The 23384-nt window shown below is 34.6% G+C and carries 22 protein-coding genes and 1 other annotated feature; of the genes, 15 read left to right on the forward strand and 7 right to left on the reverse strand.

Features of this window, described 5'->3' with window-relative positions:
• Positions 1-106: 106 nt before the first annotated feature.
• Entirely contained in the window at positions 107-754 is a 648-nt protein-coding gene (gene trhA, locus RRY75_RS11050) for a PAQR family membrane homeostasis protein TrhA (RefSeq protein WP_332716755.1), read from the reverse strand.
• A 169-nt stretch (positions 755-923) separates the two neighbouring features.
• Between trhA and RRY75_RS11055 the strand changes: the two genes are divergently transcribed.
• Together RRY75_RS11055 and RRY75_RS11060 are read left to right on the forward strand one after the other, a co-directional pair.
• Entirely contained in the window at positions 924-1496 is a 573-nt protein-coding gene (locus tag RRY75_RS11055; RefSeq protein WP_332716758.1) for a DUF1836 domain-containing protein, read from the forward strand.
• A gap of 263 nt (positions 1497-1759) precedes the next feature.
• The gene (locus tag RRY75_RS11060) at positions 1760-3418 is read left to right on the forward strand and encodes a phosphoenolpyruvate carboxykinase (ATP) (RefSeq protein WP_332527870.1); all 1659 of its coding nucleotides are present in this window, start codon (positions 1760-1762) and stop codon (positions 3416-3418) included.
• Between the two features lie 52 nt (positions 3419-3470).
• Here RRY75_RS11060 and RRY75_RS11065 read toward each other — a convergent pair whose 3' ends face one another.
• Positions 3471-3812 (reverse strand): PH domain-containing protein, encoded by a 342-nt coding sequence (locus RRY75_RS11065; RefSeq protein ID WP_332527871.1) that lies wholly within the window; start codon positions 3810-3812, stop codon positions 3471-3473.
• Positions 3813-3922: 110 nt separating this feature from the next.
• Between RRY75_RS11065 and RRY75_RS11070 the strand changes: the two genes are divergently transcribed.
• Positions 3923-5263 (forward strand): amino acid permease, encoded by a 1341-nt coding sequence (locus RRY75_RS11070; RefSeq protein WP_332527872.1) that lies wholly within the window; start codon positions 3923-3925, stop codon positions 5261-5263.
• Positions 5264-5447: 184 nt separating this feature from the next.
• Here the strand turns inward: RRY75_RS11070 and RRY75_RS11075 are convergent, their stop codons facing one another.
• From RRY75_RS11075 to RRY75_RS11090, 4 genes are all read right to left on the reverse strand, one after another.
• The gene (locus tag RRY75_RS11075; protein WP_332527873.1) at positions 5448-6617 is read right to left on the reverse strand and encodes a M20 family metallopeptidase; all 1170 of its coding nucleotides are present in this window, start codon (positions 6615-6617) and stop codon (positions 5448-5450) included.
• A gap of 70 nt (positions 6618-6687) precedes the next feature.
• Complete coding sequence (locus RRY75_RS11080) at positions 6688-7512, reverse strand: MetQ/NlpA family ABC transporter substrate-binding protein (RefSeq protein ID WP_332527874.1); 825 nt, start codon at positions 7510-7512, stop codon at positions 6688-6690.
• A gap of 51 nt (positions 7513-7563) precedes the next feature.
• Entirely contained in the window at positions 7564-8244 is a 681-nt protein-coding gene (locus tag RRY75_RS11085; protein WP_332527875.1) for a methionine ABC transporter permease, read from the reverse strand.
• Complete coding sequence (locus RRY75_RS11090; protein ID WP_332527876.1) at positions 8213-9244, reverse strand: methionine ABC transporter ATP-binding protein; 1032 nt, start codon at positions 9242-9244, stop codon at positions 8213-8215. The genes RRY75_RS11085 and RRY75_RS11090 overlap by 32 nt, the downstream gene beginning before the upstream one ends.
• Positions 9245-9306: 62 nt before the next feature.
• Positions 9307-9584: a binding site (T-box leader), on the reverse strand.
• A gap of 268 nt (positions 9585-9852) precedes the next feature.
• On the opposite strand from RRY75_RS11090, the gene RRY75_RS11095 reads away from it, so the two are divergent.
• Both RRY75_RS11095 and metG read left to right on the forward strand, forming a co-directional pair.
• Positions 9853-10422 carry an NUDIX hydrolase gene (locus RRY75_RS11095; protein ID WP_332716762.1) on the forward strand — a complete coding sequence of 190 codons (570 nt, stop codon included), beginning with the start codon at positions 9853-9855 and terminating at the stop codon, positions 10420-10422.
• A 142-nt stretch (positions 10423-10564) separates the two neighbouring features.
• Positions 10565-12523, forward strand: coding sequence for a methionine--tRNA ligase (gene metG, locus RRY75_RS11100; RefSeq protein WP_332527878.1), 1959 nt, complete (start codon positions 10565-10567; stop codon positions 12521-12523).
• Positions 12524-12580: 57 nt separating this feature from the next.
• Here metG and RRY75_RS11105 read toward each other — a convergent pair whose 3' ends face one another.
• Complete coding sequence (locus RRY75_RS11105) at positions 12581-13948, reverse strand: glycoside hydrolase family 18 protein (RefSeq protein ID WP_332527879.1); 1368 nt, start codon at positions 13946-13948, stop codon at positions 12581-12583.
• A 153-nt stretch (positions 13949-14101) separates the two neighbouring features.
• Here RRY75_RS11105 and RRY75_RS11110 point away from each other — a divergent pair, with 153 nt between their 5' ends.
• The 10 genes from RRY75_RS11110 to RRY75_RS11155 form a co-directional block, all read left to right on the forward strand.
• On the forward strand, positions 14102-15277 hold the full coding sequence (locus RRY75_RS11110; RefSeq protein ID WP_332527880.1) for a GNAT family N-acetyltransferase: 1176 nt from the start codon (positions 14102-14104) through the stop codon (positions 15275-15277).
• Between the two features lie 15 nt (positions 15278-15292).
• Positions 15293-15481, forward strand: coding sequence for a hypothetical protein (locus RRY75_RS11115; protein ID WP_332493616.1), 189 nt, complete (start codon positions 15293-15295; stop codon positions 15479-15481).
• A 98-nt stretch (positions 15482-15579) separates the two neighbouring features.
• Positions 15580-16173, forward strand: coding sequence for a 5' nucleotidase, NT5C type (locus tag RRY75_RS11120; RefSeq protein ID WP_332493614.1), 594 nt, complete (start codon positions 15580-15582; stop codon positions 16171-16173).
• A 191-nt stretch (positions 16174-16364) separates the two neighbouring features.
• The gene (locus RRY75_RS11125) at positions 16365-17123 is read left to right on the forward strand and encodes a TatD family hydrolase (RefSeq protein ID WP_332493612.1); all 759 of its coding nucleotides are present in this window, start codon (positions 16365-16367) and stop codon (positions 17121-17123) included.
• 531 nt (positions 17124-17654) lie between these two features.
• Positions 17655-18677: a 3D domain-containing protein gene (locus RRY75_RS11130; RefSeq protein WP_332493611.1), complete on the forward strand. Its 1023-nt coding sequence runs from the start codon at positions 17655-17657 to the stop codon at positions 18675-18677.
• A 125-nt stretch (positions 18678-18802) separates the two neighbouring features.
• Positions 18803-19714, forward strand: a complete 912-nt coding sequence (gene rsmA, locus RRY75_RS11135; protein WP_332493609.1) for a 16S rRNA (adenine(1518)-N(6)/adenine(1519)-N(6))-dimethyltransferase RsmA — start codon at positions 18803-18805, stop codon at positions 19712-19714.
• Positions 19715-20060: 346 nt separating this feature from the next.
• Positions 20061-21086, forward strand: coding sequence for a 3-deoxy-7-phosphoheptulonate synthase (gene aroF, locus RRY75_RS11140; protein ID WP_332493607.1), 1026 nt, complete (start codon positions 20061-20063; stop codon positions 21084-21086).
• 4 nt (positions 21087-21090) lie between these two features.
• Positions 21091-22047, forward strand: coding sequence for a prephenate dehydratase (pheA, locus tag RRY75_RS11145; RefSeq protein WP_332493606.1), 957 nt, complete (start codon positions 21091-21093; stop codon positions 22045-22047).
• Between the two features lie 22 nt (positions 22048-22069).
• The gene (locus RRY75_RS11150) at positions 22070-22453 is read left to right on the forward strand and encodes a RidA family protein (RefSeq protein WP_332493605.1); all 384 of its coding nucleotides are present in this window, start codon (positions 22070-22072) and stop codon (positions 22451-22453) included.
• Between the two features lie 138 nt (positions 22454-22591).
• The coding region (locus RRY75_RS11155; RefSeq protein WP_442935440.1) for a DUF7922 domain-containing protein at positions 22592-23384 on the forward strand (793 nt) is incomplete at its 3' end.

Consider the following 23384-nt stretch of genomic DNA (forward strand, 5'->3'; position numbering starts at 1 on the left):
TTAATTAGTTAATAATAATAGTAAATATAAATAGACAATAAAAAAAGTAAAGGAGGATGTCCAATGAACATCCCCCTTTTATACTATTTGATGAACCAAAAGGTTATTATAAGACATAGTTAAAAACACACCAGTAGTGACAAGCACTTCCTAGTAGGACAAAGATATGGAATAACTCATGAAAACCAAATGTTTTTGATATGTTAGGCTTTTTAAGACCATAGATAATACCACCTATAGTATACATGATACCACCTAGAGCTAACCAAGTTGTACCGCCCACACTAAGGGCCTTAGTTAAAGGGTTAAGAGCTAGGAGTGCTACCCATCCCATTCCTATATAGAAACTAGTAGATACCCAACGAGGCATATTAATCCAAAGAACCTTAAGTGTAATGCCTATAATAGCAAGTGACCATACTAATGTGAGGATGGTTACTTGCCACACACCTGAAAGCGCAAGTAAACAAAAAGGTGTATAAGAACCTGCGATTAGAACAAAAATCATAGAATGATCAAGCTTTTTTAGTCTTAGTAGGACAGCTTCATTGGCCCTTACAGCATGATAAATACCACTAGCTGTATAGAGTGCGATAAGACTTAATCCAAAGATAATAATTGATACAATAGCTGAAGTGGTGAGAGAGGAGCCTTTTCCTCCATATATAAGTAAAAGTATAGTGCCAATAAACGATAGGCCTGCACCAATAAGGTGTGTATAGGCATTTATAGGTTCTCGAACAGAACTATTCATTAAAACATCTCCTAACTGTAACAAGTAGTTTTTGATACTACTTAGTAGTATAACTCAAATATATCATATCATGTATTAAATAGTCAATATAGTATTTAGAATAATTTGGCTTGATTTTATAAAAGTGATTAGGTATGATAAGGGTAGTAGAAATAAAGAGGGTGTATACATGGAGATAAAATGGTTAGAAGACCAAGTGGCGAGTCTGAGAATAGACGAACATATGGAATTAGAAGATATTCCAAACCTAGATTTATATATGGATCAATTAATTACCCTATTTGAGAATAAATTGAGTCATACAAAGCGCTATGAAAATGATAAATTACTTACAAAGACAATGATTAATAATTACACCAAAGATAAAGTGCTTATGCCTGCACATAAAAAGAAGTATACAAAGGACCATATTATTTTAATGCTACTACTTTATCAGTTTAAGAGTATTATTAGCATTGGTGATATAAAAGATGTATTTTCTGCTCTAAAAGAGGAAGAACATTTAGATAGTGAAAAACTTGTTAATTTATATCAGGCGTACTTAAATTGTAAAGATAAGGAAATGGATCATTTTAATATAGGAATAGAAAAAAGAGTAGAGGCAGTTAATGAGGAGTTAGAGAAGCTAGGAATAGAAGATGATAAAGTAGGGGCTGTGCTTTTAGCCTTTACTTTAGTAGAACAAGCTAGCTATCATAAACGATTAGCTGAATTGATTATTGATAAATGTATTAAAGAATAGTTAGACAATAAATTATTATAGAAAGAAGATACATAAAAAGGGTATCTTCTCTTTTTTTGTGAATTGATTATATATAATTTAATATATTTAAATATAACTATACTTAAATATATTATTGTTAATTTATTAATAATATCTGAAATTTGTATTGACAAACATTGTAACAAATTAGATAATTATACTTGGGAAACGATTTCTTTTTTGAAGATAATTCCTAACAGCGATGTATATTTTACTTATGTACAAATAAGGAGGATTTCACAATGGCAACAAAATCTAGATTTCCAAGAACTGAAATTGGTGCGAACAACCCTATCTTTAGCCAAATTCGTACAACAATCGAAACTGCATTTTATGGCAATAATGTAACACCTGTAACTTCATTAAAGGAAGCTTACAAACTTGCTGCAAATGCACCAGGTACAATCGTAACAGATATTCCTGTACATAGACCGGATTTACTTGGTTTAGATGATGATACAAAAATTCTTCTTTTCAATGATGGTGCAGTAAGTGGTCGCGCTGCAGCTGCACGTAAAATTATGGGTGAACCAGGTGTAAACAAAGCAGAATATGCACTTAAAATTAGCGAAGCAATTTATAAAGCGCGTACTAAAAAGTTATACCATGCACAAGCGGTTGTAGGCCTTGATACAGACTTTGCTGTAAAAGCTCATCTTTGCATCCCTGAAACACAAGAAAATATTATGTACTCATGGCTATTAAACTTCCAAGCAATTAATGAAGAAGTAGCTAAGATGTACGCAGAATCTAAAGAATATCCAGATGGAGATCTCTACATATTCTCAGATCCAGACTGGTCACATCCAGACCATCCAATGGGGCTTACATTCTTTGACCCAGAGCACAACTGTGCAGCTATATTAGGGATGAGATACTTTGGAGAACATAAAAAAGGTACATTAACACTTGCTTGGGCAATGGCTAACCGTCATGGCTATGCATCATGTCATGGTGGACAAAAACGTTATAATCTAGGTGAGGGTAAATCATTTGTTGCGGGTGTATTTGGTCTTTCAGGATCAGGAAAATCAACACTTACACATGCTCGTCACGGTGGTAAATATGATATCACAGTACTTCATGATGATGCTTTTGTTATCTCAACAGAAAATGGTTCATCAGTAGCACTTGAACCAGCATACTTTGATAAAACACAGGATTATCCACTTACATGTGAAGATAACAAATACCTTGTAACAATGCAAAACTGTGGTGCGACAGTAGATGAAGATGGTAAAATTGTACCAGTTACAGAAGATGTACGTAATGGTAATGGTCGTGCTGTTAAATCAATTCTTTGGTCACCTAATCGGGTTAATAAATTTGATGAACCAGTTAATGCAATCTTCTGGATTATGAAAGATCCTACAATTCCACCAATTGTTAAATTAGGTGGTGCAGAGCTTGCTTCTGTAATGGGTGCTACACTTGCTACAAAACGTTCAAGTGCAGAAAGACTTGCTCCTGGTGTAGATCCTAATGCATTAGTAGTTGAACCATATGCTAACCCATTCAGAACATATCCATTAGTAAATGACTACGAAAAATTCAAGGCATTAGTAGCTGAAAGAAACGTAGATTGCTATATCTTAAATACTGGTGATTTCATGGGCAAAAAGGTAACACCAAAAGATACTTTAGGTGCCCTTGAAGCAGTAGTAGAAGGTAAAGCAGACTTTAAACCATGGGGGCCATTCACAGACATTCAAATTATGGAAATCGAAGGATTTGTACCAAACTTTGAAGATGCAGAGTATGTTGAACAATTACAAAAACGTATGCAAGACCGTGTAGATTTCATTCAATCTCGTGATACAGAAAAAGGTGGCTTTGATAAACTTCCAGCAGATGCTTTAGAAGCATTACAAAAAGTTGTTAACGAAGCACATAAAGCTTAATACATAAGAAAAAGAGCTTAGAATCCTAAAATAGGTCTAAGCTCTTTTATTATTAGCAAATGTGAGTTGCTAGAAGTTTTTCGACTTCTAAAATATTTGTGCCTTTTGTAAATTCCATAGTAAAATGAGTACCTTTAGTGTATAATTTAATTTCGTTGTCTAGCTCGAAAATACCGCCTTTTTCAACACCAAAGTAATAGATAGAGTGGTAAGGAATAGAGACTAATTGTTTTTTTGTTGACAAAGCTTCTTTATCAACAAAAATAATGCGTTTATTTGTAAAGCAAATTTCATCTAGAACAAGACGGTATACAGCTTCGATGATTTCCCCGTCAATAAGATAATCATCAAAATGAGATGTGTTATTTGTTTTACTACTACCGAATAGACCCATAAATAAACCCCTCCTAAAATTGTTTTATAAAATAAGTATAGGTGAAGTTATTTAAAACGTCTATGGGTATAATAATATAAAAAGTTTAATGGACATCTAAGGAGTACAGCATGGAAAACAAATCAAATTTAAAGCGTGAGCTAGGCCTCGCTGCAGCAACCTCTATTGTTGTAGGGAATATGATCGGCTCAGGGATTTTTACATCGCCCCAGAGCTTAGCTCAAGTAGCAAATCCTAAGATTACTATTCTTGCATGGGTTATAACTGGGATAGGATCTTTACTATTAGCATTATCTTTTGCAAACTTAGGCACAAAATACCCATCAACAGGTGGTCCAATTGTTTACACACATAAAGCATTTGGAGAGTTTATGGCCTTTTTAGTATCTTGGACCTTTTGGCTAGGTTCATGGATTGGTAATGCAGCTATTATTACGGCAGTTATACGTTACTTAACTACGTTTTTCCCACAACTTGGGACAAATAGTATGCTAGCTTTTGTGGTCTCATCTTGTTTGTTATGGTTATTTACTTATATTAATTATAAAGGTGTTAAAAATGCAGGTTATGTAAGTATTATTACAACAGTGATTAAGATTGGTGTTATTTTAGTATTTATGGTTATTGCAGCCTACGGGTTTGATGTAAGTAATTTGCAGACGTCAGCTACAGTAGAAGCAAATAGTTGGGAGGCATTACCAGCAGCAATTGCTATTACACTTTGGTCATTTGTAGGACTTGAAAGTGCAGCTATATCAGGAGGAGAAATTAAAAATCCTGAAAAAAATATTAGAAAGAGTACAGTAGTGGGCACACTTTTAGCTGTATTAATTTATATTTTCTTATCTATTCTTGCAATGGGAAGTATGCCACAAGATATGTTAGCCAATACACAAGCACCACTTGCAGATATTATTAATCATATTACAGGAGCCACTTGGGGTGGATTATTTATATCAGGAGGTATTGTTATTTCAGCTATTGGAGCATTAAGTGGATGGGTGTTAACAACAGCACGATTAGCATATGCTGCGGGTACAGATAATTTATTTCCTAAGTTTTTTGCAAATGTACATCCTAAATATAATACACCGTACATTGCGCTTATCATTACAAGTATTTGTACAAATGCTTTATTAATGTTGAATTACGTATCTAATTTAACAGAAGCCTTTGACTTTATGATTAACTTAGCAACATTGGCATTCATTCCTGCTTATGCTTTAACAGCTTGTGCAGAGATTGTTCTTACATTTAAAAAACAACATAAATTAACACTACTTAGCTTTTTAAAACATGGATTCCTTTCACTTATAGCCTTTGGATATGCAATTTACATCATTTATGGTGCAGGATCAGATAGTGCTATGTGGGTATTTATTTTAATGCTTGTAGGTATTCCATTCTACGTATATAAAAAAATACAAAATAATGAAGAATTTGGAGCATAACAGATCTATATTAATCTTGCTAGTGTGAGAAGTAAATAGGGCTATAGCTAAGAGTGGATAGCCTATGAAAATGAATAAATAAATTAACCTATCAAAAAGAGAGCGCTACAACTAACATACATCTTAGTTGTAGCGCCCTCTTGTGGTTTTAATCAATATTAAATAGGTACTAAACCTATTAACTTTATGAAGGATTAAAGTTAGCTTTGATGGTTATGAGTAAATCTGGATTGGTTAAAACTTGAAGCGATGTAAGAGCAAGAGCCTTAGCCCCTGTAATAATAGAAGTATCTGCTTGAGTTGTCATACAGGCATCAGCAAACTCTAAAGTATGAGGTGGAATCTCATGGTCACAGATACGAAGTATAGGGTGAATGGTTGGAAGGCTATGACTCACATTTCCTGCATCAGTAGATCCCATTGAACGTGATGTGAAGTCTACATCCTCACCTAATTCCTGTAATATACTTGTAAAGATACTATCAAGGGGAGCATTAGGTACTAGATTATCTAAAATGTGTTGAATATGTGTATATTTCGTGGTGCAACCAGTCATTAGGGCACTACCATCTGCAATATGTTTTACTTTTTCAATCACGATGTTTAGACTTTCTACTGTACCCGCACGTAAGTAAAAACGTGCTCTTGTATAGTCCGGGATAATATTAGGAGCAGTACCACCGTCTAATATTACACCATGAATACGTATATCAGCTGTAAGTTGTTGACGGAGTGCATTAATCCCATTATAGAAGAGAAGCAGTGCATCGAGTGCATTGATACCTTCATGGGGTGCACTTGCTGCATGAGCCGGCTTCCCAAAAAATTCAAAATCCATAGGAGCTATAGCTAGGGAAGAAGGTGTAGGTTGGTTATGAGAACCAGGATGAGTCATAAGTGCCACATCTACACCTTCAAATAGTCCAGCTTTTACAAAGCTCGCTTTAGCACTTCCGTTTACACCACCTTCTTCAGCGGGAGTACCAAATACCTTGATAGCGCCACCTACTTCTTCAATAATACAGCCAAGAGCAAGGGCAGCCCCAAGGCTAGTAGCAGCAATAAGGTTATGGCCACAAGCATGACCAAGGCCAGGAAGTGCATCATACTCTACAAGTAGACCTATAGTTGGACCTAATTTTGAACTTGATTTGGTAGCAATAAAGCCTGTGGTATGCCCCGCTATATCTTGAGTGACTTCAAATTTATGCTTAAGAAGTTCAGTACTAAGAAGGTTGCAAGCAAAGACTTCCTCGTTAGAAACTTCGGGATGTGCGTGGATAGTGTGACTGAGTTCGATAAGTCTTGGGCTGAGTGAATCAATATGAGTGAGTAATTTAGTTTTGATAGACATAATAGATAAACCGCCTTTATGAAATAGATGATTAAATAGTTAAATACTAGGGCTTAGCAAAGAAGCTAAATTAAAAGATTGGTAGTCTAGAGCCACCATATACTTCATCAATAAGTACTTTGACAGCATCTGTTTGATAGATTTCTACAAGTCTATTAAGAGGAGCACTATCTTTATCAGATGATTTAACAGCAAAGATGTTGTAGTAGTTGACTGCATTTTCTGTATCAGTAGATTCAATATAAATAGAATCGTTAATCGGGCTTAACTTAGCATCTACAGCAACACCATTATTAATAACAGCAAGGTCTAAATCAGGAAGAGAACGAGGGATTTGGTTCGCTGTAAGTTCTAGAATAGAAAGGTTCTTTGGATTAGCAGTTACGTCTTTGAGTGTTGGAATAAGTCCTGCTGCATCATCAACTTCAATGAGTCCTGCTTCTTCTAAAAGAAGGAGTGCACGGCCACCATTAGTCATATCATTTGGAATAGCTACCTTACCGGATTCAGCAATATCTGTAGGACTTTCTAAAGATTGAGAGTAGATGCCCATAGGTGCAAAAACAGTAGTCCCAATAGAAGTAAGGTCTAAATTGTGGTCAGTTTTAAATTGGTCAAAGTATATATTTGTCTGGAAGGCATTAATATCAATTTCACCTTCTGAAAGTGCAATGTTAGGTTGTACATAGTCTGCAAAACTAATAACTTCTAGAGTGATATTTTCTTTTGCAAGTTCGCCTTTTACATAATCCCAGATACGGTAGTCGTTATCATTCACCCCAAGTTTAATTGTTGTTGTATTAGGATTAGAAGTGGAGGTATTGCCACAACCTGTAAGGAGAGAAGTCAAAGTTAAGAATCCTACTGTTAAAAAAGCTAATTTTTTGATTTTCATAATGATATATCCTTTCAAATTAGAAATTTATTTTTTATAAAGATAGAAAAGTTAATGTGTAAATTTATGAGCAATAAAATCGCCTAAGCTTTGAATGAGCGTGACAAGGACAAGGAGAATAATAACAGTTACAACCATAATATCTGTCTTGAAAAAGTTATAGCCATAGCGAATAGCAAAATCTCCAAGGCCACCACCGCCTACAGTACCAGCCATAGCAGAAAAACCTATGAGGCTAATGAGGGAAATAGTAATAGCATGCACAATGTTTGGCAGCCCTTCTGGAATGAGGACTTTAAATATGATTTCTAGTGGGCTACTTCCCATCGCTCTTGCAGCTTCTAGTACACCATGGTCAACCTTATGAAGTGCTACTTCAACCTGCCTTGCTATAAATGGTGCAACACCTACAACGAGAGGGACTAAAGCACCTTTAATACCTATTGTTGTACCTACAACGAGACGTGTAAACGGTACGATAGCAGCAATAAGAATCACAAAGGGAATAGAACGAAGCATATTAATCAGCTTGGAAAGTGTTCCATAAACCACTTTGTTAGCTAAAATATGATTAGGGCTTGTAATAAGGAGTAAAATACCTAGAGGAAGTCCTATAAGAGAAGCAATAAAACCGGATAGACCGACTGTGATAAGTGTTTCATTTAATGCTTTTAATAGTTCAGGATAGTATTCTATAACATTAGGAACAAGTTCTGTTAGTAATGTATTCATCTTCTATAACCTCCACTTCTATATGTTGTTTAATATAAGTTAATGCAGAATCTACATCATTAGGTGTGCCTTGTAAATCTACCACGAGATTACCTACCAAAATACCTTGTAATTTCTCGATGTTTCCATAAGTGATGTTTGTAGTTACATTAAAGTCTCTTGAAAGTATTGAAATAAGGGGTGTTGCTGTTGTATCTCCTACATACTTCAAGTGTAACATTAGGTTAACTTCTCCATCTTTGGCAAAGGAAAGACGTTCGTAGTGCATATCCTTTGCCAAGAAGTCTTTGGTGATTTGACTCTTAGGAGCTGTAAAGACTTCGATAAGCTGACCAACTTCTAGAACTTTACCACATTCCATCACCGCTATTTTATTGCAGATTTGCTTAATGACTTCCATTTGATGAGTAATAAGAACAATGGTAATACCGAGTTCTTGATTAATACGTTTTAAAAGCGCTAAGATGGACTGAGTAGTTTGCGGGTCAAGTGCAGAAGTTGCTTCGTCACACAGTAGGATTTCAGGATTAGTTGCCAGTGCACGTGCTATGGCTACACGTTGTTTTTGCCCACCACTCAACTGTAAAGGATAACTTTGGGCTTTATCCTCTAAGTCTACAAGTTGAAGTAATGCATGAACACGATTGTTAATAACCTCTTTGTTTAACTTTTGACTTTTTAGGGGGTAAGCAATATTGTCAAAGACTGTTTTACTATGCATTAAGTTAAAGTGTTGAAAAATCATACCAATTTGTTTGCGTACACTACGTAGATGTCGTTCTTTAAGCTGAGTAATATCTTGGTCAAAGACTTTAACCACGCCGGAGGTAGGAATTTCAAGGCCATTGATACAACGAAGCAAGGTACTCTTACCTGCCCCACTATAACCGATAATACCAAAAATATCTCCTTTATCTATTGTAAGTGTTACTTCACTTAGTGCTTGAACTTGTTGTTTTGAGGTGGAAAATAACTTGTTAACATTTTGAATTTGAATCATGTGTAAGCCTCCTTTTAGGTTGTTAAACATCAAAAAGCCCCGTCTCTATAGCAATTTAATGCTATAGAGACGGGGCAACTATATACTCCGTGGTACCACTCTAATTCATCTATACCTTACGATATAGATCTCTTCAAGTACGGCATCTCAATTTTAAATAGAAGATGATTATACTCTATCGCTATAACAGGCGAATCCTGTTGCAGCCTAAGTCTTATAAAAGACTGTCGGTGCACCACTCCGAGGCCATATTCAGCTTACTATTCTCTGCTTCTTCTCAGCTACCGAAGCTCTCTGGTTAGAGATATCCTAAACTTACTCTCCTCTTCAAGGCGTTTGTTTGTTCGATTAAGATGAAGTGTAGCATAAGATGAAAATAAAAAGCAAGATATTTTTCTTAAAAATAAATAATTTATAAGAAATAAATATTAAATTAACTATAAATAAATATAAATTTGTGTAATATTATGAGGATTGAGGTTAAGTAATAGGTAGATTGTAATTAAGCAAAAATAAAAAAATAAGCTCATGCTAGGGGTCTGAATTATGATACAATAAAAGCAATGAAAATTTGAATAAATAAAATTCACATATGAAAGGGTGAAAAAATGAATCAATGGATGGAAGCAATCAAAGCTTATATACCTTATAATGAACAAGAAGAGAGGGATAAAGCACTTATAGTAGGATGTATGGAAACTTATAATAATCTATTAACAAGAGAAAATCCTGTAGCACACTTTTCTAGCTCAGGTTTTATTGTCAATAAGACACGAGATAAAGTGCTTATGATTCATCACAATATTTATAATGCGTGGTCTTGGACAGGAGGCCACACTGATGGAGAAACAGACTTCTTAGGTGTAGCCATTAGAGAAGCACAAGAGGAGGCTGGAGTAAAAGTAGTAACACCTATTTCCAAGGAAATATTTTCATTAGATGTCCTCCCTGTTAATGGGCATGTTAAAAAAGGAGTATATGTATCAGCGCACCTTCATCTTTCAATGGCTTATTTAGTTGAAGTAGATGAACAAGAAGAACTTACTATTAAACCAGATGAAAATAGTGGTGTAAGATGGATACCTGTTAATGAGTTAGATATGTATATAGATAATGAACCGGATATGCTTTTGCTTTATAAGAAGTTTATGAATAAAATTAAAGAATTTAATTTGTAATTTAGTATGAAAAAGGTAAAATTTAGTCACACTATAGGAAATATAAGTAATATTTTAAGCTAGGGTTGTTGTCAATGCATACATTTATATCTATAATACTATAAGAGATAGTGAAAAATAAATTTAAGGAGGCTAGGGCGTAATGAGCAAACCAACTTTTTATATTACAACCCCTATTTATTATCCAAGTAATAAGCTTCATATAGGACATTCGTATACAACAGTGGCAGCAGATGCCATGTCAAGATATAAAAGACTTCGTGGATATGATGTAATGTTCCTTACAGGAACAGATGAGCATGGGCAAAAAATTGAACGTCGTGCAGCAGAAGAGGGTGTAACACCTCAAGCATTCGTAGATAACATTGTAGATTGGATTAAAGCCCTTTGGAAAACAATGGACATTAGTTACGACAAATTTATTCGTACAACAGATGTAGATCATAAGGCAACTGTACAAAAAATCTTTAAAGCACTTTATGACAAAGGGGATATCTATAAGAGTGAGTATGAAGGTATGTACTGTACACCTTGTGAGACATTCTATACAGAACATCAACTTGTAGATGGTAACTGCCCAGACTGTGGACGTCCAGTAGAGAAGGTAAAGGAAGAATCATACTTTTTCAAGCTTTCTAAGTACCAAGACCGTCTGATTCAACATATTGAAGAACATCCAGAATTCATTCAACCACAAACAAGACAAAATGAAATGCTTAATAACTTCCTTCGTCCAGGGCTTGAAGATCTTTGTGTGTCTCGTACATCATTCAAATGGGGGATTCCAGTAGAATTTGATACAAACCATGTTGTTTATGTATGGCTTGATGCATTATCAAACTATATCTCAGCACTTGGATATGGTAGTGATAATCAAGAAATGTATAATAAGTTCTGGCCAGCAGATGTACACCTTGTAGGTAAAGAAATTATTCGTTTCCATACAATCATTTGGCCAGCGATTCTTATGGCCCTTGACCTTCCACTTCCAAAGCAAGTATTTGGTCATGGATGGCTTGTTATAGATGGTGGTAAAATGAGTAAGTCTAAAGGAAATGTAGTAGATCCAAGCGCACTTGTAAGTCGTTATGGTAGTGATGCAATTCGTTACTTCCTTCTTCGTGAAATTGCTTTTGGACAAGATGGTAACTTCACAAATGAAGCGCTTATTTCACGTATTAACTCTGACCTTGCTAATGACCTTGGTAACCTTACATCTCGTACAGTTGCTATGATCGAGAAGTACTTCGAAGGTGGGATATTACCGGAAATACAAGAGGGCACTGAGTTTGATGCTGATGTACAACAAATCATCGCAGAGCAAATTGTTAAGATGGAAGCAAACATGGAAAAACTCTTCTTTAATAATGCTCTTGAAGATATCTGGGTAATTATTAGAAGATTTAACAAATACATTGATGAAACAATGCCATGGGTACTTGCAAAAGATGAAGCAAACAAAGCTAAACTTGCGGGTGTACTTTATACATTAGCAGAAGGCTTACGTATTGTAAGTATTATGATTGAACCATTCATGCCTCGTACACCTGAACTTATTTGGGAACAAATTGGTTTAGAACGTGGAGAGCTTACAGCATGGGATACAATTCATAGATGGGGAACTATGCCAAGGACTGCACATGCTAAAAAAGGAACAAATATGTTCCCTCGTATTGATAAAGAGAAAGAACTTGCAGAACTTGAAGCAGCTATGAAAGCCACTCAAGCAGCAGCAGCTCCAAAAGAAGAAACCAAACCAACCAAACCAGCTAAAGAAGAAATTACAATTGATGACTTTGCAAAAGTAGAACTTAAAGTTGGTGAAGTTATTGAATGTGAACGTGTACCAAAAGCAGATAAATTACTTGTATCAAAAATTAAAATTGGTAATGAAGTAAGACAAATTGTATCTGGTATTGCTAAATACTACACACCAGAAGAGTTCGTAGGTAAAAAGGTAGTTGTTGTGACCAACCTTAAGCCAGTTAAGCTTCGTGGAATTTTGTCAGAAGGTATGGTACTTTGTGCGTCAGATGATGAAAATAATCTTGTTGCAGTAGGACCTCTTGGTGAAATGGTTCATGGTGCAGAAGTAAAATAATAATGGAAATAATAAATGCCCTCGAGACTAAAGGTTTAGAGGGCATTTTTATATAATCTATTTACCTAGATATTCTTTCTGTAAGATATTTTCAAGTTCTTGTGGATCATTGATAGATAGGCTCATGGCATTTGCTAAGATATTAGCTTTATCCATGTTAGATTGCCAGGTAAAGAGACCACCTAAGCAGTTATCAACTACGTATTGGCCTTTGAAATAAATAGATATATTATTATCAAAGCTCAGTGTAAAGTTGCCATATTGGTCTACAATATAAGGTGCCTTAGCAACGTTATCCCATTTTACTGTATAGCCATTCTTATTCAGATAAGACTTTCTGATTTCATCAAAAGTTTTTGTAATGGTTGCACCATTACGACCATATAAGGCAAGACCTAAAAGGATTTTTTCAGGAGGCATACCTGCATCAATAAGATTTTGGACATAAAGATCTATACTGATATTGTTTAAAGCTAAGGGAGAAGGGAAAAGATTTGATTGATGCTTGGAACCTTGAGAACCAGTAACACCTGCTGTAAAGTCATAGGCCATAAGGTTAAAGTAGTTGATGATTTCACCAATGGCTTCAATCTCAACATTTTTAATATAACTAGAATCACCTACCCCAGCAACACTAAGCCAAGCATCTGGGCCTAATACATCTCTGATAGCTTGAAGAAGTAGAGTGAAGTTTTCTTTATCTTGTTTACGAGATTTGATGCCAGCGGCACTACTACCTGGGTATTCCCAGTCAATGTCTACCCCGTCTAAATCATATTCATTAACCCATTTTTTGATTTCACGAGCAAAGTTGTACCTAGATTGAGGGGTAAGTGCGGCATCTGAGAAGCCATCGTTGCCCCATCCACCGATACCAAGTATAACCTTAAGGTCAGGATTAATTAGACGTAGGTCAGCTAATTCTTGTAAATAGCGTCTAGAATATACATCTAGAGTTAAGTTAGGTTGAATAAGAGCAAAAGCGTAGATAACAAAGTCTAAGAGGTAAGGGTCCACATTACTAGGATCACCTAGAACATATTCTCCCACTATTTTATTAATATTAGGGCAAGCTGGATTGATGGGCTGATTTCCAACACCTTGGATTTCAGGTCTATATTGTGAACGTAAGGTGTCAATAATACTAATTAGATTAGTAACAGTTAATGGAGAATCTTCATTATTATGAAGTGCTGCTCTAAGTATATGATTAGAATCTATAATATAAAGAGTAGTATCAGGTGTACGAGCTGAAAAATGTATTACCTCGATATCATTTTTATTAAACTGATCAATATGGTTTAGCAGATAAGAATAGGTAACATTATGACTACTTGGAGAAATACACACGATGCTCCAGTTATTTGTACTACTTGTTCCGCGGAAAGTAGGAAATTTGGAGCCTATTTGAGGAAAACGTGTCATGGACAAACACTCCTTTTATAAGGTTATATATTAATAGTATTTCTATTTATTTACAATGTTGCTTGTTTAAATAGAAATAATTTAAAGTTTTGAAAAAGAATATGGGAACAGTTAAAATAAGAATTTAATATATGGAAGATAGGAAGTGCTAGAATGATGAAATATATTAAACTGAATGAAGATAAATCAACATACGAACAACGTTTTATTGACTTGATGGCCTATTGCTTTAAAATGTGTGAACCAGAAGACTTTAAGAGAGATTGGAATCTCTCAACCCCAGAAAGGGAGACTGTACTTGGAAGTTTTGATGGAGAGACCTTGGCAAGTTGCATTACTATTTCGTATCGTCAAATATATATAGATAATAAATGTTTAAAAATGGCAGCATTAGGTGGCGTAACAACGGCAAGTACTTATAGAAGTGGTGGCATTTGTAGTAATCTTATTAAAGAAGGTCTTAAAGTAATGTATGAACAAGGGACTGTGTATTCTGTATTAGCACCATTCTCATATGAATTTTATCAAAAGTTAGGATGGAAATGGTGTTATAACAATATAAGTTATAGTTTCAATATGGATAGTCTGAAGAAATTTAAAAGTCAAGGACATATTGAATATATAGCGCAAGATACACAATTTGAACTTAATGCTTATTATGAAGCATGTATCCAAAAAATAAATGGATCTTGTATAAGGGATGACTATCATTGGGATAGATGTATAAGTAGAAGGTTAGACCACTACACGATACTTTATAGAAATCATGAAGGACAAGTAGAAGGCTACATGATTTATAAAATGACACATGCCACGCTAACATTTGAAGTAGTAGAAATGCAATATTCAAATATGGTAGCACTTAGAAGCTTCTTCAATTATATAAGTAGTCATAGTGCCCAAGTAACAACAGTGCAGATTAATGCAAAAGAACATGATGTAATACTTGATGTTATGAGTAATCCTAGATGTCAAGCAACCATACAAAGTTATATGATGGTAAGAGTAATAGACGTTCAAAAAGCGCTGGAAGCATATCATTTTAATCAAGATGGTAGTTTTAATATAGAAGTAAAAGATGATCAATGTGAATGGAATAATGGATGTTTTACTCTTACTATTGAGAGAGGACAAGCTTCCGTTCGTAAGGTACCAGTGAAAACAGACCTTACAATAGATATTAGAGAATTGGCACAGGTACTTATAGGATTTAGAACACTAGAGGATTTAGAGCAGTTAGAGAGAGTCACTTGGAATCAATCAGGAGAGCAAGTTAGAAACTATTTTAAAGGACAACGTAATAAAGTAGCACTCTATGACTATTTTTGAAAAAGGAGTATAGATATGACAGATGAGATTAAGCAAATAGAGCAGAAAATAAAAGTACAAAAGGCTATTCTTCAAACACTAATCATTCAATTTAAAAATTCACCTTATAATAAACAACCTCAAAACATAGAACGTAAAAAAGAACTTATTCTAGATAAAATTAAAAAGTTAGAGCAAACAAGGAACGAAAAACTTGCTTTGTAATAAAATAATAGTAGTCCTCAAAATGTGAATGGACAAAACATGACGCATTCGTTATGATAGAAACCCAAGAGTATTTAGCGAGAAGGAAGGTGAAGATATTGAAAAAACATAGACCTGTACTTTTGATTGATCAAGATGATGTCTTAGCTGAGTATATTAAAGGTGTGATAGAAGTCTTTAATGAAAAGTACCATACAAATTATACGATAGAGGACTGCATATGCTGGGACTTAGTTTCTATATTTGGGGAGAAGATTCTAGAGTTAATGCATCAACCAGAGTTATTTAGGAACCTACAACCTGTAGAAGAGGCTCTAGAAGTTTTTAAAAGACTTTATGAAAGTAATTTATTTGATATGTATATTGTAACTGCAGCACATCCAAGTTCTGTTGAGGCAAAATATGAGTGGATTAGAAGTTACATGCCATTCTTCCCACAAAATCATGTTATTATTTGCGCTGTAAAGCATATGGTTAAAGGGGATTACTTATTAGACGATGGTATGCACAATATTATAGATTTCAATGAAGCGGGTGGAACATCTATTATATTCGATAGGCCCCATAATCAACATGCATGCTCAGGCTATCCGAGAGTTAAGGGATGGAGAGAGTTTGAAAAATGGATTATGGATGAATGTTATCCTAATGCATATGAGCAATATTATGAAATAGATGAAAAAGCTATCTAGTTAATTTTAAAAAGACTATATAAAGTCCCTTTAAAGGATTTAATATAGTCTTTTGATTTATGCCCATCATCTTATAAAAATAAAAGGGATTTATATAGGGATGTAATTTTAAGAGGGAATCAGTTTATTTTAATGAAAATACTGCTATAATACACAGTAAAGATTATGCATAGATAAAAAAGGAGATAAATATGTATTTTGATTCACATGCTCATTATAATGATGAACGATTTGATGAAGACCGAGATATACTTTTAAATAGAATTCATGAAGAAGGTGTAGAGTATATCATTAATGTAGGAGCAGATATGTCATCGTCTAAAGAAAGTGTGGCATTGGCTGAGACGTATCGGTTTATATATGCAACAGTAGGTGTACATCCACATGATGTGGGTAACATGACTAGCGAAGATTTAGAAACATTAAAAGAGATGGCAAGACATCCGAAGGTTGTAGGAATAGGAGAAATAGGGTTAGACTATTATTATAACCATTCGACAGAAGAAGACCAAATAAAGTGGTTTAGATTACAATTAGAACTCGCTAAAGCGCTAAACCTTCCAGTAAGTATTCATAGTAGGGAAGCAAGTCAACTCACTTTTGATATGATTAAAGAAAGTGAAGTTAAAGAAGGGGTTATTCATTGTTTTTCAGGGAGTCGTGAACTTGCATTAGAATATGTTAAGAGAGGGTTTTATATTGGTATAGGTGGTTCACTCACCTTTAAAAATGCTAGAAAGACAGTCGAAGTTGTTGAAAGTATACCATTAGAACAAATTTTGATTGAAACAGACTGTCCTTATTTGACACCAGTACCTTATAGGGGAAAAAGAAATGACTCTTCTTACTTACCTTTTGTAATACAAAAAATTGCTCAGATAAAGGGTATATCAGAAGATGAGGTAGCAAGGATTACAATGGAAAATACAAAGAAGCTATTTAAAATATAGAAAAAAATCTCTTCATAAAGATATGAAGAGATTTTTTTTGTTTTGTAAAAAGTATAGTATATATAAACTTGATGTATATTTATATATTCATACAAAATTAGACGATAGATATACAAAATGCTATAAAATGGTAAAAAATAAAGTTATAAAATTTTTTTTATGATTTTTCGTGCTAAATTATAAAAGAAAGCATATAAATGGTATTAAGTAATTATTACGAAGATGTTAAATTGAAAAAATGGAAAATATTATAAATTTTATAACGAGGCATTGGAAAATAAGGGATGTAGTTGCCTTTAAAATGGGAAAATTACTAAGGCTTGGCAAAAAGTATTACAAAAAGCTTGATTTAAAAAACAATTTGTATTACAATTCATAATATAGCAGTTAAAATTTCTGCTATATTTTATTTCCAGTAAAGCGCCGATTAGCACGATTGAAGAAGTGAGAGGGTGAAACCTTACTGCTTTGATAAATAAAATTAATACTAAACTTTCTATCAAAGTAGCAACCGAATTCAAGGAGGTAATCATGAAAAATCGAATTAGGATAGCTTTATTGATTGTAGCGCTGTTTATGCTAGGTACAGGCACAATCACAGCGTATCAATCTCTATCTAAGACAGTGGCGATTGTTGAAGATGGGAAAGTAACACAATATGAAACATTACATCAGACTGTAAGGGATATATTAGAAGCTCAAGAAATCGTATTAGGTGAAAAAGATATAGTTGAGCCAGGGTTGGAAGAATCTATTGAGGATGGTATTAAAATTACTATCTTAAGATGGAAACCAACTGTAACACTTAATGTAAATGGCATAGCAAGTACACTCAAAACACCAGCAACGACAGTTGGCGAACTAATTGATAATAGACATATTAAACTTGATGAATATAGCGAAATAACACCAGCAGTAGAAGCACCTATCACAGATGAGATGGAGATAAGTGTTAAGACAAGAGAAGTTGCTATTGAAATCGTGCAAGAGGAAATTCCTTTTGAAAAACAAATTGAGGAAGTAACAACTTTAGCTCCTGGTAAAGTTGAAGTTATTGAACAAGGTGTAACAGGCCTTAAAGAAAAAACTATTGAAATCGTGCGCTTTGGCGGTGAAGTTCAAACTGAAACGGTCAAAGAAGAAGTTGTATTAACAGAACCTGTAACGAAAATGGTTCAACAAGGTAAGAAAAACCTTATTAAAGACTCTGCTACTGGAAAAATGTATGAATTTACAAAAACGCTTACGTTAGAAGCCACAGCTTACACTGACATTGAAGGGGACAGATGGTCAGGTAGAACAGCATCAGGAATGCCTACATTTGTAGGAATGGTAGCTGTAGACCCTAAAATTATTCCACTTGGGACAATTGTATATGTAGAGGACTATGGTATTGCAATCGCAGGTGATACAGGCGGAGCTATTAAAGGTCATGATATAGACTTATTCTTCAATAGTCATAATGAATGTGTAAAATTCGGAAGACGTGATAAGCAAGTATATATCTTAAAAGATCAAAGCTTAGATGTTCGTCAAGAACGTAAAAGTTATTAAATACTGGAATTTACAAGATGCCAAAGAGCATCTTTTTTTTTGAGTATACTTGGGACGAGGTGCAGTGGACTATACAACCTTGATGTGGGTATGGTATGATGATAAACAGTAAAGGAGTGAATGATATGAACCGAATTGCAACGCCCGAGGGTACAAAGGCTATCTTAAATAAATACCCTTTTATGTTTCAGAAAAAATTTGGACAAAACTTTCTGATTGATCCGAGAGTTTTAGATAAAATTATAAATGCTGCAGAAATCACTAAAGAAGATTGTGTTATTGAGATTGGACCAGGTATTGGGAGTGTGACACAAGCTTTACTTGAAAATGCAGGTAGAGTGATTTCTATAGAAATTGATGATCAGCTTATACCTATTTTAACAGAACAATATGGACATAATGAGCACTTTAGACTTATCCATCAAGATGTTCTTAAAGTTGACCTTAAAAAGCTTATTGAAGAGGAATCACCAAATAGAAAAATTAAGGTAGTAGCTAATTTGCCATATTACATTACTACACCTATTATTATGATGCTACTTGAACATAACTTACCAATAGAAAGTATTACAGTTATGGTTCAAAAGGAAGTTGCGGATCGTATGGCATCTAAACCAGGTAGTAAACAATATGGGGCAATCACAGTAGCTATGAATTATTACTGTAGTACAGGTCTTGTAGCCAATGTACCACAAAATTGTTTTATGCCTAGACCAAATGTTGATTCAGCAGTTATTAAACTCACATTGCATTCAGAACCTGTGGTAGATGTTGAAGATGCAAACCAGATGCTTCGTATCATTAAGGCAGCCTTTTCACAAAGAAGAAAAACTCTTTTAAATACACTTGCATCTAATGGAAATCTAGGAATAGATAAAGAAAGTATTAAAAATGTTTTAGAAGAAAGTGGTGTTGGTCCAAGCACTAGAGGAGAGACGCTTTCACTCGAAAACTATGCTATGTTATCTAATTTTATAGACAATTATAGAAAAAACTTAATTGACAAACAAAAACTAGAGATATATAATAGGTTTTAACTTAAAGTTAAGTTACTAGTATTCAATAATTATAAATTATAATGGAGGAATAAGATGGAACGTATCACTATGTTTATAGCAAAAATTAATACATTCTTTTTTAGCTGGGGCTATTTTTATTTTAGCGCTGGTACTTTTTGCTGTAAAAAAAATAGAGGTGCGCTATATCCTGTTATAGGGTGATTCCATTTTATTATTCTTAGAATAGTATAAGGCTCTATGCATCTAGCGTGCATAGAGTCTTTTTATTTTATAAAAATGTAAATAAAACTTTTCATAAGCCGGCAATGAAAGGTATAAATGCATTGTAGTTCAGTATTATCTTATATTGAAAGAGGTGTATAAAATGATTATTGTTTTAAAACGTAATATAGATGAGCAAGGTGTAAATAGTTTGATTGGAGAAATTACAGGTAATTACGAAGTTCAAGTACAGCCTATTAAAGGGAGTGAGTGTACAGTATTAGGGCTAGTAGGAGATACATCTAGTATCGTGGTAGAAGAGCTTAGTACTGATGAGCGTGTGCATAAGGTAATCCGTGTTAGAGAACCTTTTAAAAAGGCTAATCGTGCATTCCACCCAGAAAATAGTATTATTCAAATAGCAGACCGTACAATAGGTGGGAGGGACTTTGCAATTATAGCAGGGCCATGTTCTGTAGAGAGTGAAGCACAAATTGTAGATATTGCAAAAAGTGTAAAGGCTTCTGGCGCTACATTTTTAAGGGGAGGTGCATATAAACCACGTACATCTCCATATGCCTTCCAAGGGCTAGAAGAAGATGGACTGGATCTTTTAAAACAGGCTAGAAAAGAAACAGGTCTTCCGATAGTAACAGAGATTATGTACCCACAAACAATAGACAAGTTTGTAGAAGATGTAGATGTTATTCAAGTGGGTGCAAGAAACATGCAAAACTTTGCACTGCTTAAAGAACTAGGAAAAACTCAAAAACCTATTTTATTAAAAAGAGGACTTTCATCTACGATAGAAGAATGGCTTATGGCTGCTGAATACATTATGGCGGGTGGAAATGATAATGTTATTTTGTGTGAAAGAGGTATTCGTACTTTTGAAAACTACACAAGAAATACATTAGATTTATCCGCAATACCAGCCATTAAAAAGCTAAGTCACTTACCAATTATTATTGATCCTAGTCATGCTACAGGGTTTGCCTATATGGTAGAACCTATGTGCATGGCAGCTATTGCAGCAGGGGCAGATGGCGTAATTATTGAAGTACACAACAATCCTGCTAAAGCATTATGTGATGGACCACAATCTATTACACCAGCGCGCTTTGATGAAGTTGTTCAAAAGATGGAGAGGTATGCAGCTATAGAAAAACGTATAATAAAAAGGGGATAGAAATATGGAGGATACAAGTTATAAAAAAGTTAGAGAACAGCTTAAAATATCAGTAGAAAAGTTATATATAGATGATGTACAACTTCTAGAAGAAATAGAAAAGGGGTTGCAGATACAACATTTGGAGGAGCCTTGTGTAGGTTATCAAGGTGTAGTTGGGTCTTTTAGTGAAGAAGCAGCTATTCAATACTTTAAGAGACAAAAAGCAAGCTATAGCTGTTATGACGAGTTTGAGGAGGTGTTACAGGCATTAGTAAGGGGAGAAATTGACTACGGTGTGCTTCCTATAGAAAACTCTTATACGGGTGAGGTACTAGAAGTATATGATCTTATTCAAAAATATAACTTGTATATTATAGGAGAAGAGGCTATAAAGGTTGAGCACAACCTAGTCGGTATAGATGGAGCGGCAATAGGGGATATAAAAAGTGTATATAGTCATCCACAAGCACTTAGCCAGTGTAAGCAATACCTTAAGCAGTATCCTGATATACAGAGTATGCCTTATGCCAATACAGCTATGGCAGCACGGTATGTAGAGGAATTGAGAGATAAAACAAAAGGGGCTATTTGTAGCAAGAAAGCAGCAGACTTTTATAATTTACATATTATAGAAGAAAAAATTAATACTAAATCTAATAATTATACACGTTTTATTATTTTATCAAAAACTATGCAAATACTACTGGAGTGTGATAAAGTAAGTATTGTGTTTACCACAAAGCATACAAGTGGGGCACTTTATCATATTTTGTCTCACTTCGCATACAATAGTCTTAACTTGCTTAAAATACAATCTAGACCCATGAAAGATAAATCATGGCACTATTATTTTTTTGTAGACCTAGAAGGACACCTTGAAGATGCTAATATGCTTATTGCTCTTGGAAAAGTTAGTAAAGAAAGTGAATATTTTAGTATACTAGGAAGTTATAAGCGAAGCATTAAGGCTAGTTATTAATAAAATTTAGGAGGAGTCTAAAATGACAAAGAAAATTGTAGCAACAGATAAAGCACCAAAAGCAATTGGACCTTATTCACAAGCAGTAGTAGTAGGAGAAATGGTTTATACTTCAGGGCAACTTGGATTAGACCCAGAAACTATGGAACTAAAAGAAACTGTACAAGAACAAGCAGATCAAGCATGTAAAAACCTTATTGCTGTATTAGAAGAAGCAGGTTCTTCAATCAACAACGTAATCAAAACAACAGTATTCTTAGCAGATATTAATGATTTTGTTGCTGTAAATGAAATTTATGCACAATACTTTATAGAACCATTCCCAGCTAGAAGTGCTGTACAAGTAGGGAACCTTCCAAAACTTGCAAAAGTAGAAATTGAAGTTATTGCACATACAAATAACTAATTGTATGAGATGTCCTAAAAGACGATTGAAAAATCCCTTTTAGGACATCTTTTTTTTGCTAAAACAAAAATTGTTCTAAGAATATAGCAATATTCATATATATAGTAATAAGTTTGTACAAGAAAAGAGGAGAGTACTATGTATTTGAATACTTTGATTTGCTTGGAGGAGAACGTTGCAGGTTATGGGAAAAGTAGTAAGAGTCCAAGTGGACATATTACGATTATGTCACCAGGGATAATAAAGTGTTATGTTCAAAACCTCCGAAATTTACCTAAAGAATACACAGTATACTTAATCAGTAAAAGCCAAAATAAGGCTGTACGTTTAGGTAATATTAATGCTCAAGATACAAGTAAACAGACAACATGGAAGGTAGACTTAGAAAATCTACAAGGAACAGGGATAAAAGGAAAAGATATTGATTGTGTTGCCATAGTTGTAGAAGGTGAAAGCATAGGTAAGACGGACACTGTACTTATTGGTTATGCAAAGGATAAATATCTCGTTACAAGTATGTTAGAAAATGCATTACCTAAAAAGCAAACAAAACCTCAAGTGACTAAGCCAACTAAACTTGAAGAGGATTACGAACCATGTGGGTGTGGCTGTGAAGGTGGGGTAAAACCTGGAATGAATAAGCCAGCAGTACCAGGAGAGGGTCCGGGACCGGTAATTATACCAAAGCCAGATGCCAACAAACCTGGAATAAATAAGCCAGCCATGCCAGGAGAAGGCCCATGTCCGGTAATTATCCCAACTCCAGATATGAATAAGCCAGCTATGCCAGGAGAAGGCCCCGGACCGGTAATCATACCAACTCCAGATATGAATAAGCCAGCCATGCCAGGAGAAGGTCCCGGACCGGTAATTATACCAACTCCAGATATGAATAAGCCAGCCATGCCAGGAGAAGGTCCCGGACCGGTAA

This window comes from Niameybacter sp. (genome assembly GCF_036655075.1).
Classification (GTDB): Bacteria; Bacillota; Clostridia; order Lachnospirales; family Cellulosilyticaceae; genus Holtiella.

Excerpts from the sequence above, each read along its gene's own strand:
- trhA (WP_332716755.1), bottom strand. The coding sequence starts at position 754 with ATGAATAGTTCTGTTCGAGAACCTATAAATGCCTATACACACCTTATT.
- RRY75_RS11055 (WP_332716758.1), top strand. The coding sequence starts at position 924 with ATGGAGATAAAATGGTTAGAAGACCAAGTGGCGAGTCTGAGAATAGAC.
- RRY75_RS11060 (WP_332527870.1), top strand. The coding sequence starts at position 1,760 with ATGGCAACAAAATCTAGATTTCCAAGAACTGAAATTGGTGCGAACAAC.
- RRY75_RS11065 (WP_332527871.1), bottom strand. The coding sequence starts at position 3,812 with ATGGGTCTATTCGGTAGTAGTAAAACAAATAACACATCTCATTTTGAT.
- RRY75_RS11070 (WP_332527872.1), top strand. The coding sequence starts at position 3,923 with ATGGAAAACAAATCAAATTTAAAGCGTGAGCTAGGCCTCGCTGCAGCA.
- RRY75_RS11075 (WP_332527873.1), bottom strand. The coding sequence starts at position 6,617 with ATGTCTATCAAAACTAAATTACTCACTCATATTGATTCACTCAGCCCA.
- RRY75_RS11080 (WP_332527874.1), bottom strand. The coding sequence starts at position 7,512 with ATGAAAATCAAAAAATTAGCTTTTTTAACAGTAGGATTCTTAACTTTG.
- RRY75_RS11085 (WP_332527875.1), bottom strand. The coding sequence starts at position 8,244 with ATGAATACATTACTAACAGAACTTGTTCCTAATGTTATAGAATACTAT.
- RRY75_RS11090 (WP_332527876.1), bottom strand. The coding sequence starts at position 9,244 with ATGATTCAAATTCAAAATGTTAACAAGTTATTTTCCACCTCAAAACAA.
- RRY75_RS11095 (WP_332716762.1), top strand. The coding sequence starts at position 9,853 with ATGAATCAATGGATGGAAGCAATCAAAGCTTATATACCTTATAATGAA.
- metG (WP_332527878.1), top strand. The coding sequence starts at position 10,565 with ATGAGCAAACCAACTTTTTATATTACAACCCCTATTTATTATCCAAGT.
- RRY75_RS11105 (WP_332527879.1), bottom strand. The coding sequence starts at position 13,948 with ATGACACGTTTTCCTCAAATAGGCTCCAAATTTCCTACTTTCCGCGGA.
- RRY75_RS11110 (WP_332527880.1), top strand. The coding sequence starts at position 14,102 with ATGATGAAATATATTAAACTGAATGAAGATAAATCAACATACGAACAA.
- RRY75_RS11115 (WP_332493616.1), top strand. The coding sequence starts at position 15,293 with ATGACAGATGAGATTAAGCAAATAGAGCAGAAAATAAAAGTACAAAAG.
- RRY75_RS11125 (WP_332493612.1), top strand. The coding sequence starts at position 16,365 with ATGTATTTTGATTCACATGCTCATTATAATGATGAACGATTTGATGAA.
- RRY75_RS11130 (WP_332493611.1), top strand. The coding sequence starts at position 17,655 with ATGAAAAATCGAATTAGGATAGCTTTATTGATTGTAGCGCTGTTTATG.
- rsmA (WP_332493609.1), top strand. The coding sequence starts at position 18,803 with ATGAACCGAATTGCAACGCCCGAGGGTACAAAGGCTATCTTAAATAAA.
- aroF (WP_332493607.1), top strand. The coding sequence starts at position 20,061 with ATGATTATTGTTTTAAAACGTAATATAGATGAGCAAGGTGTAAATAGT.
- pheA (WP_332493606.1), top strand. The coding sequence starts at position 21,091 with ATGGAGGATACAAGTTATAAAAAAGTTAGAGAACAGCTTAAAATATCA.
- RRY75_RS11150 (WP_332493605.1), top strand. The coding sequence starts at position 22,070 with ATGACAAAGAAAATTGTAGCAACAGATAAAGCACCAAAAGCAATTGGA.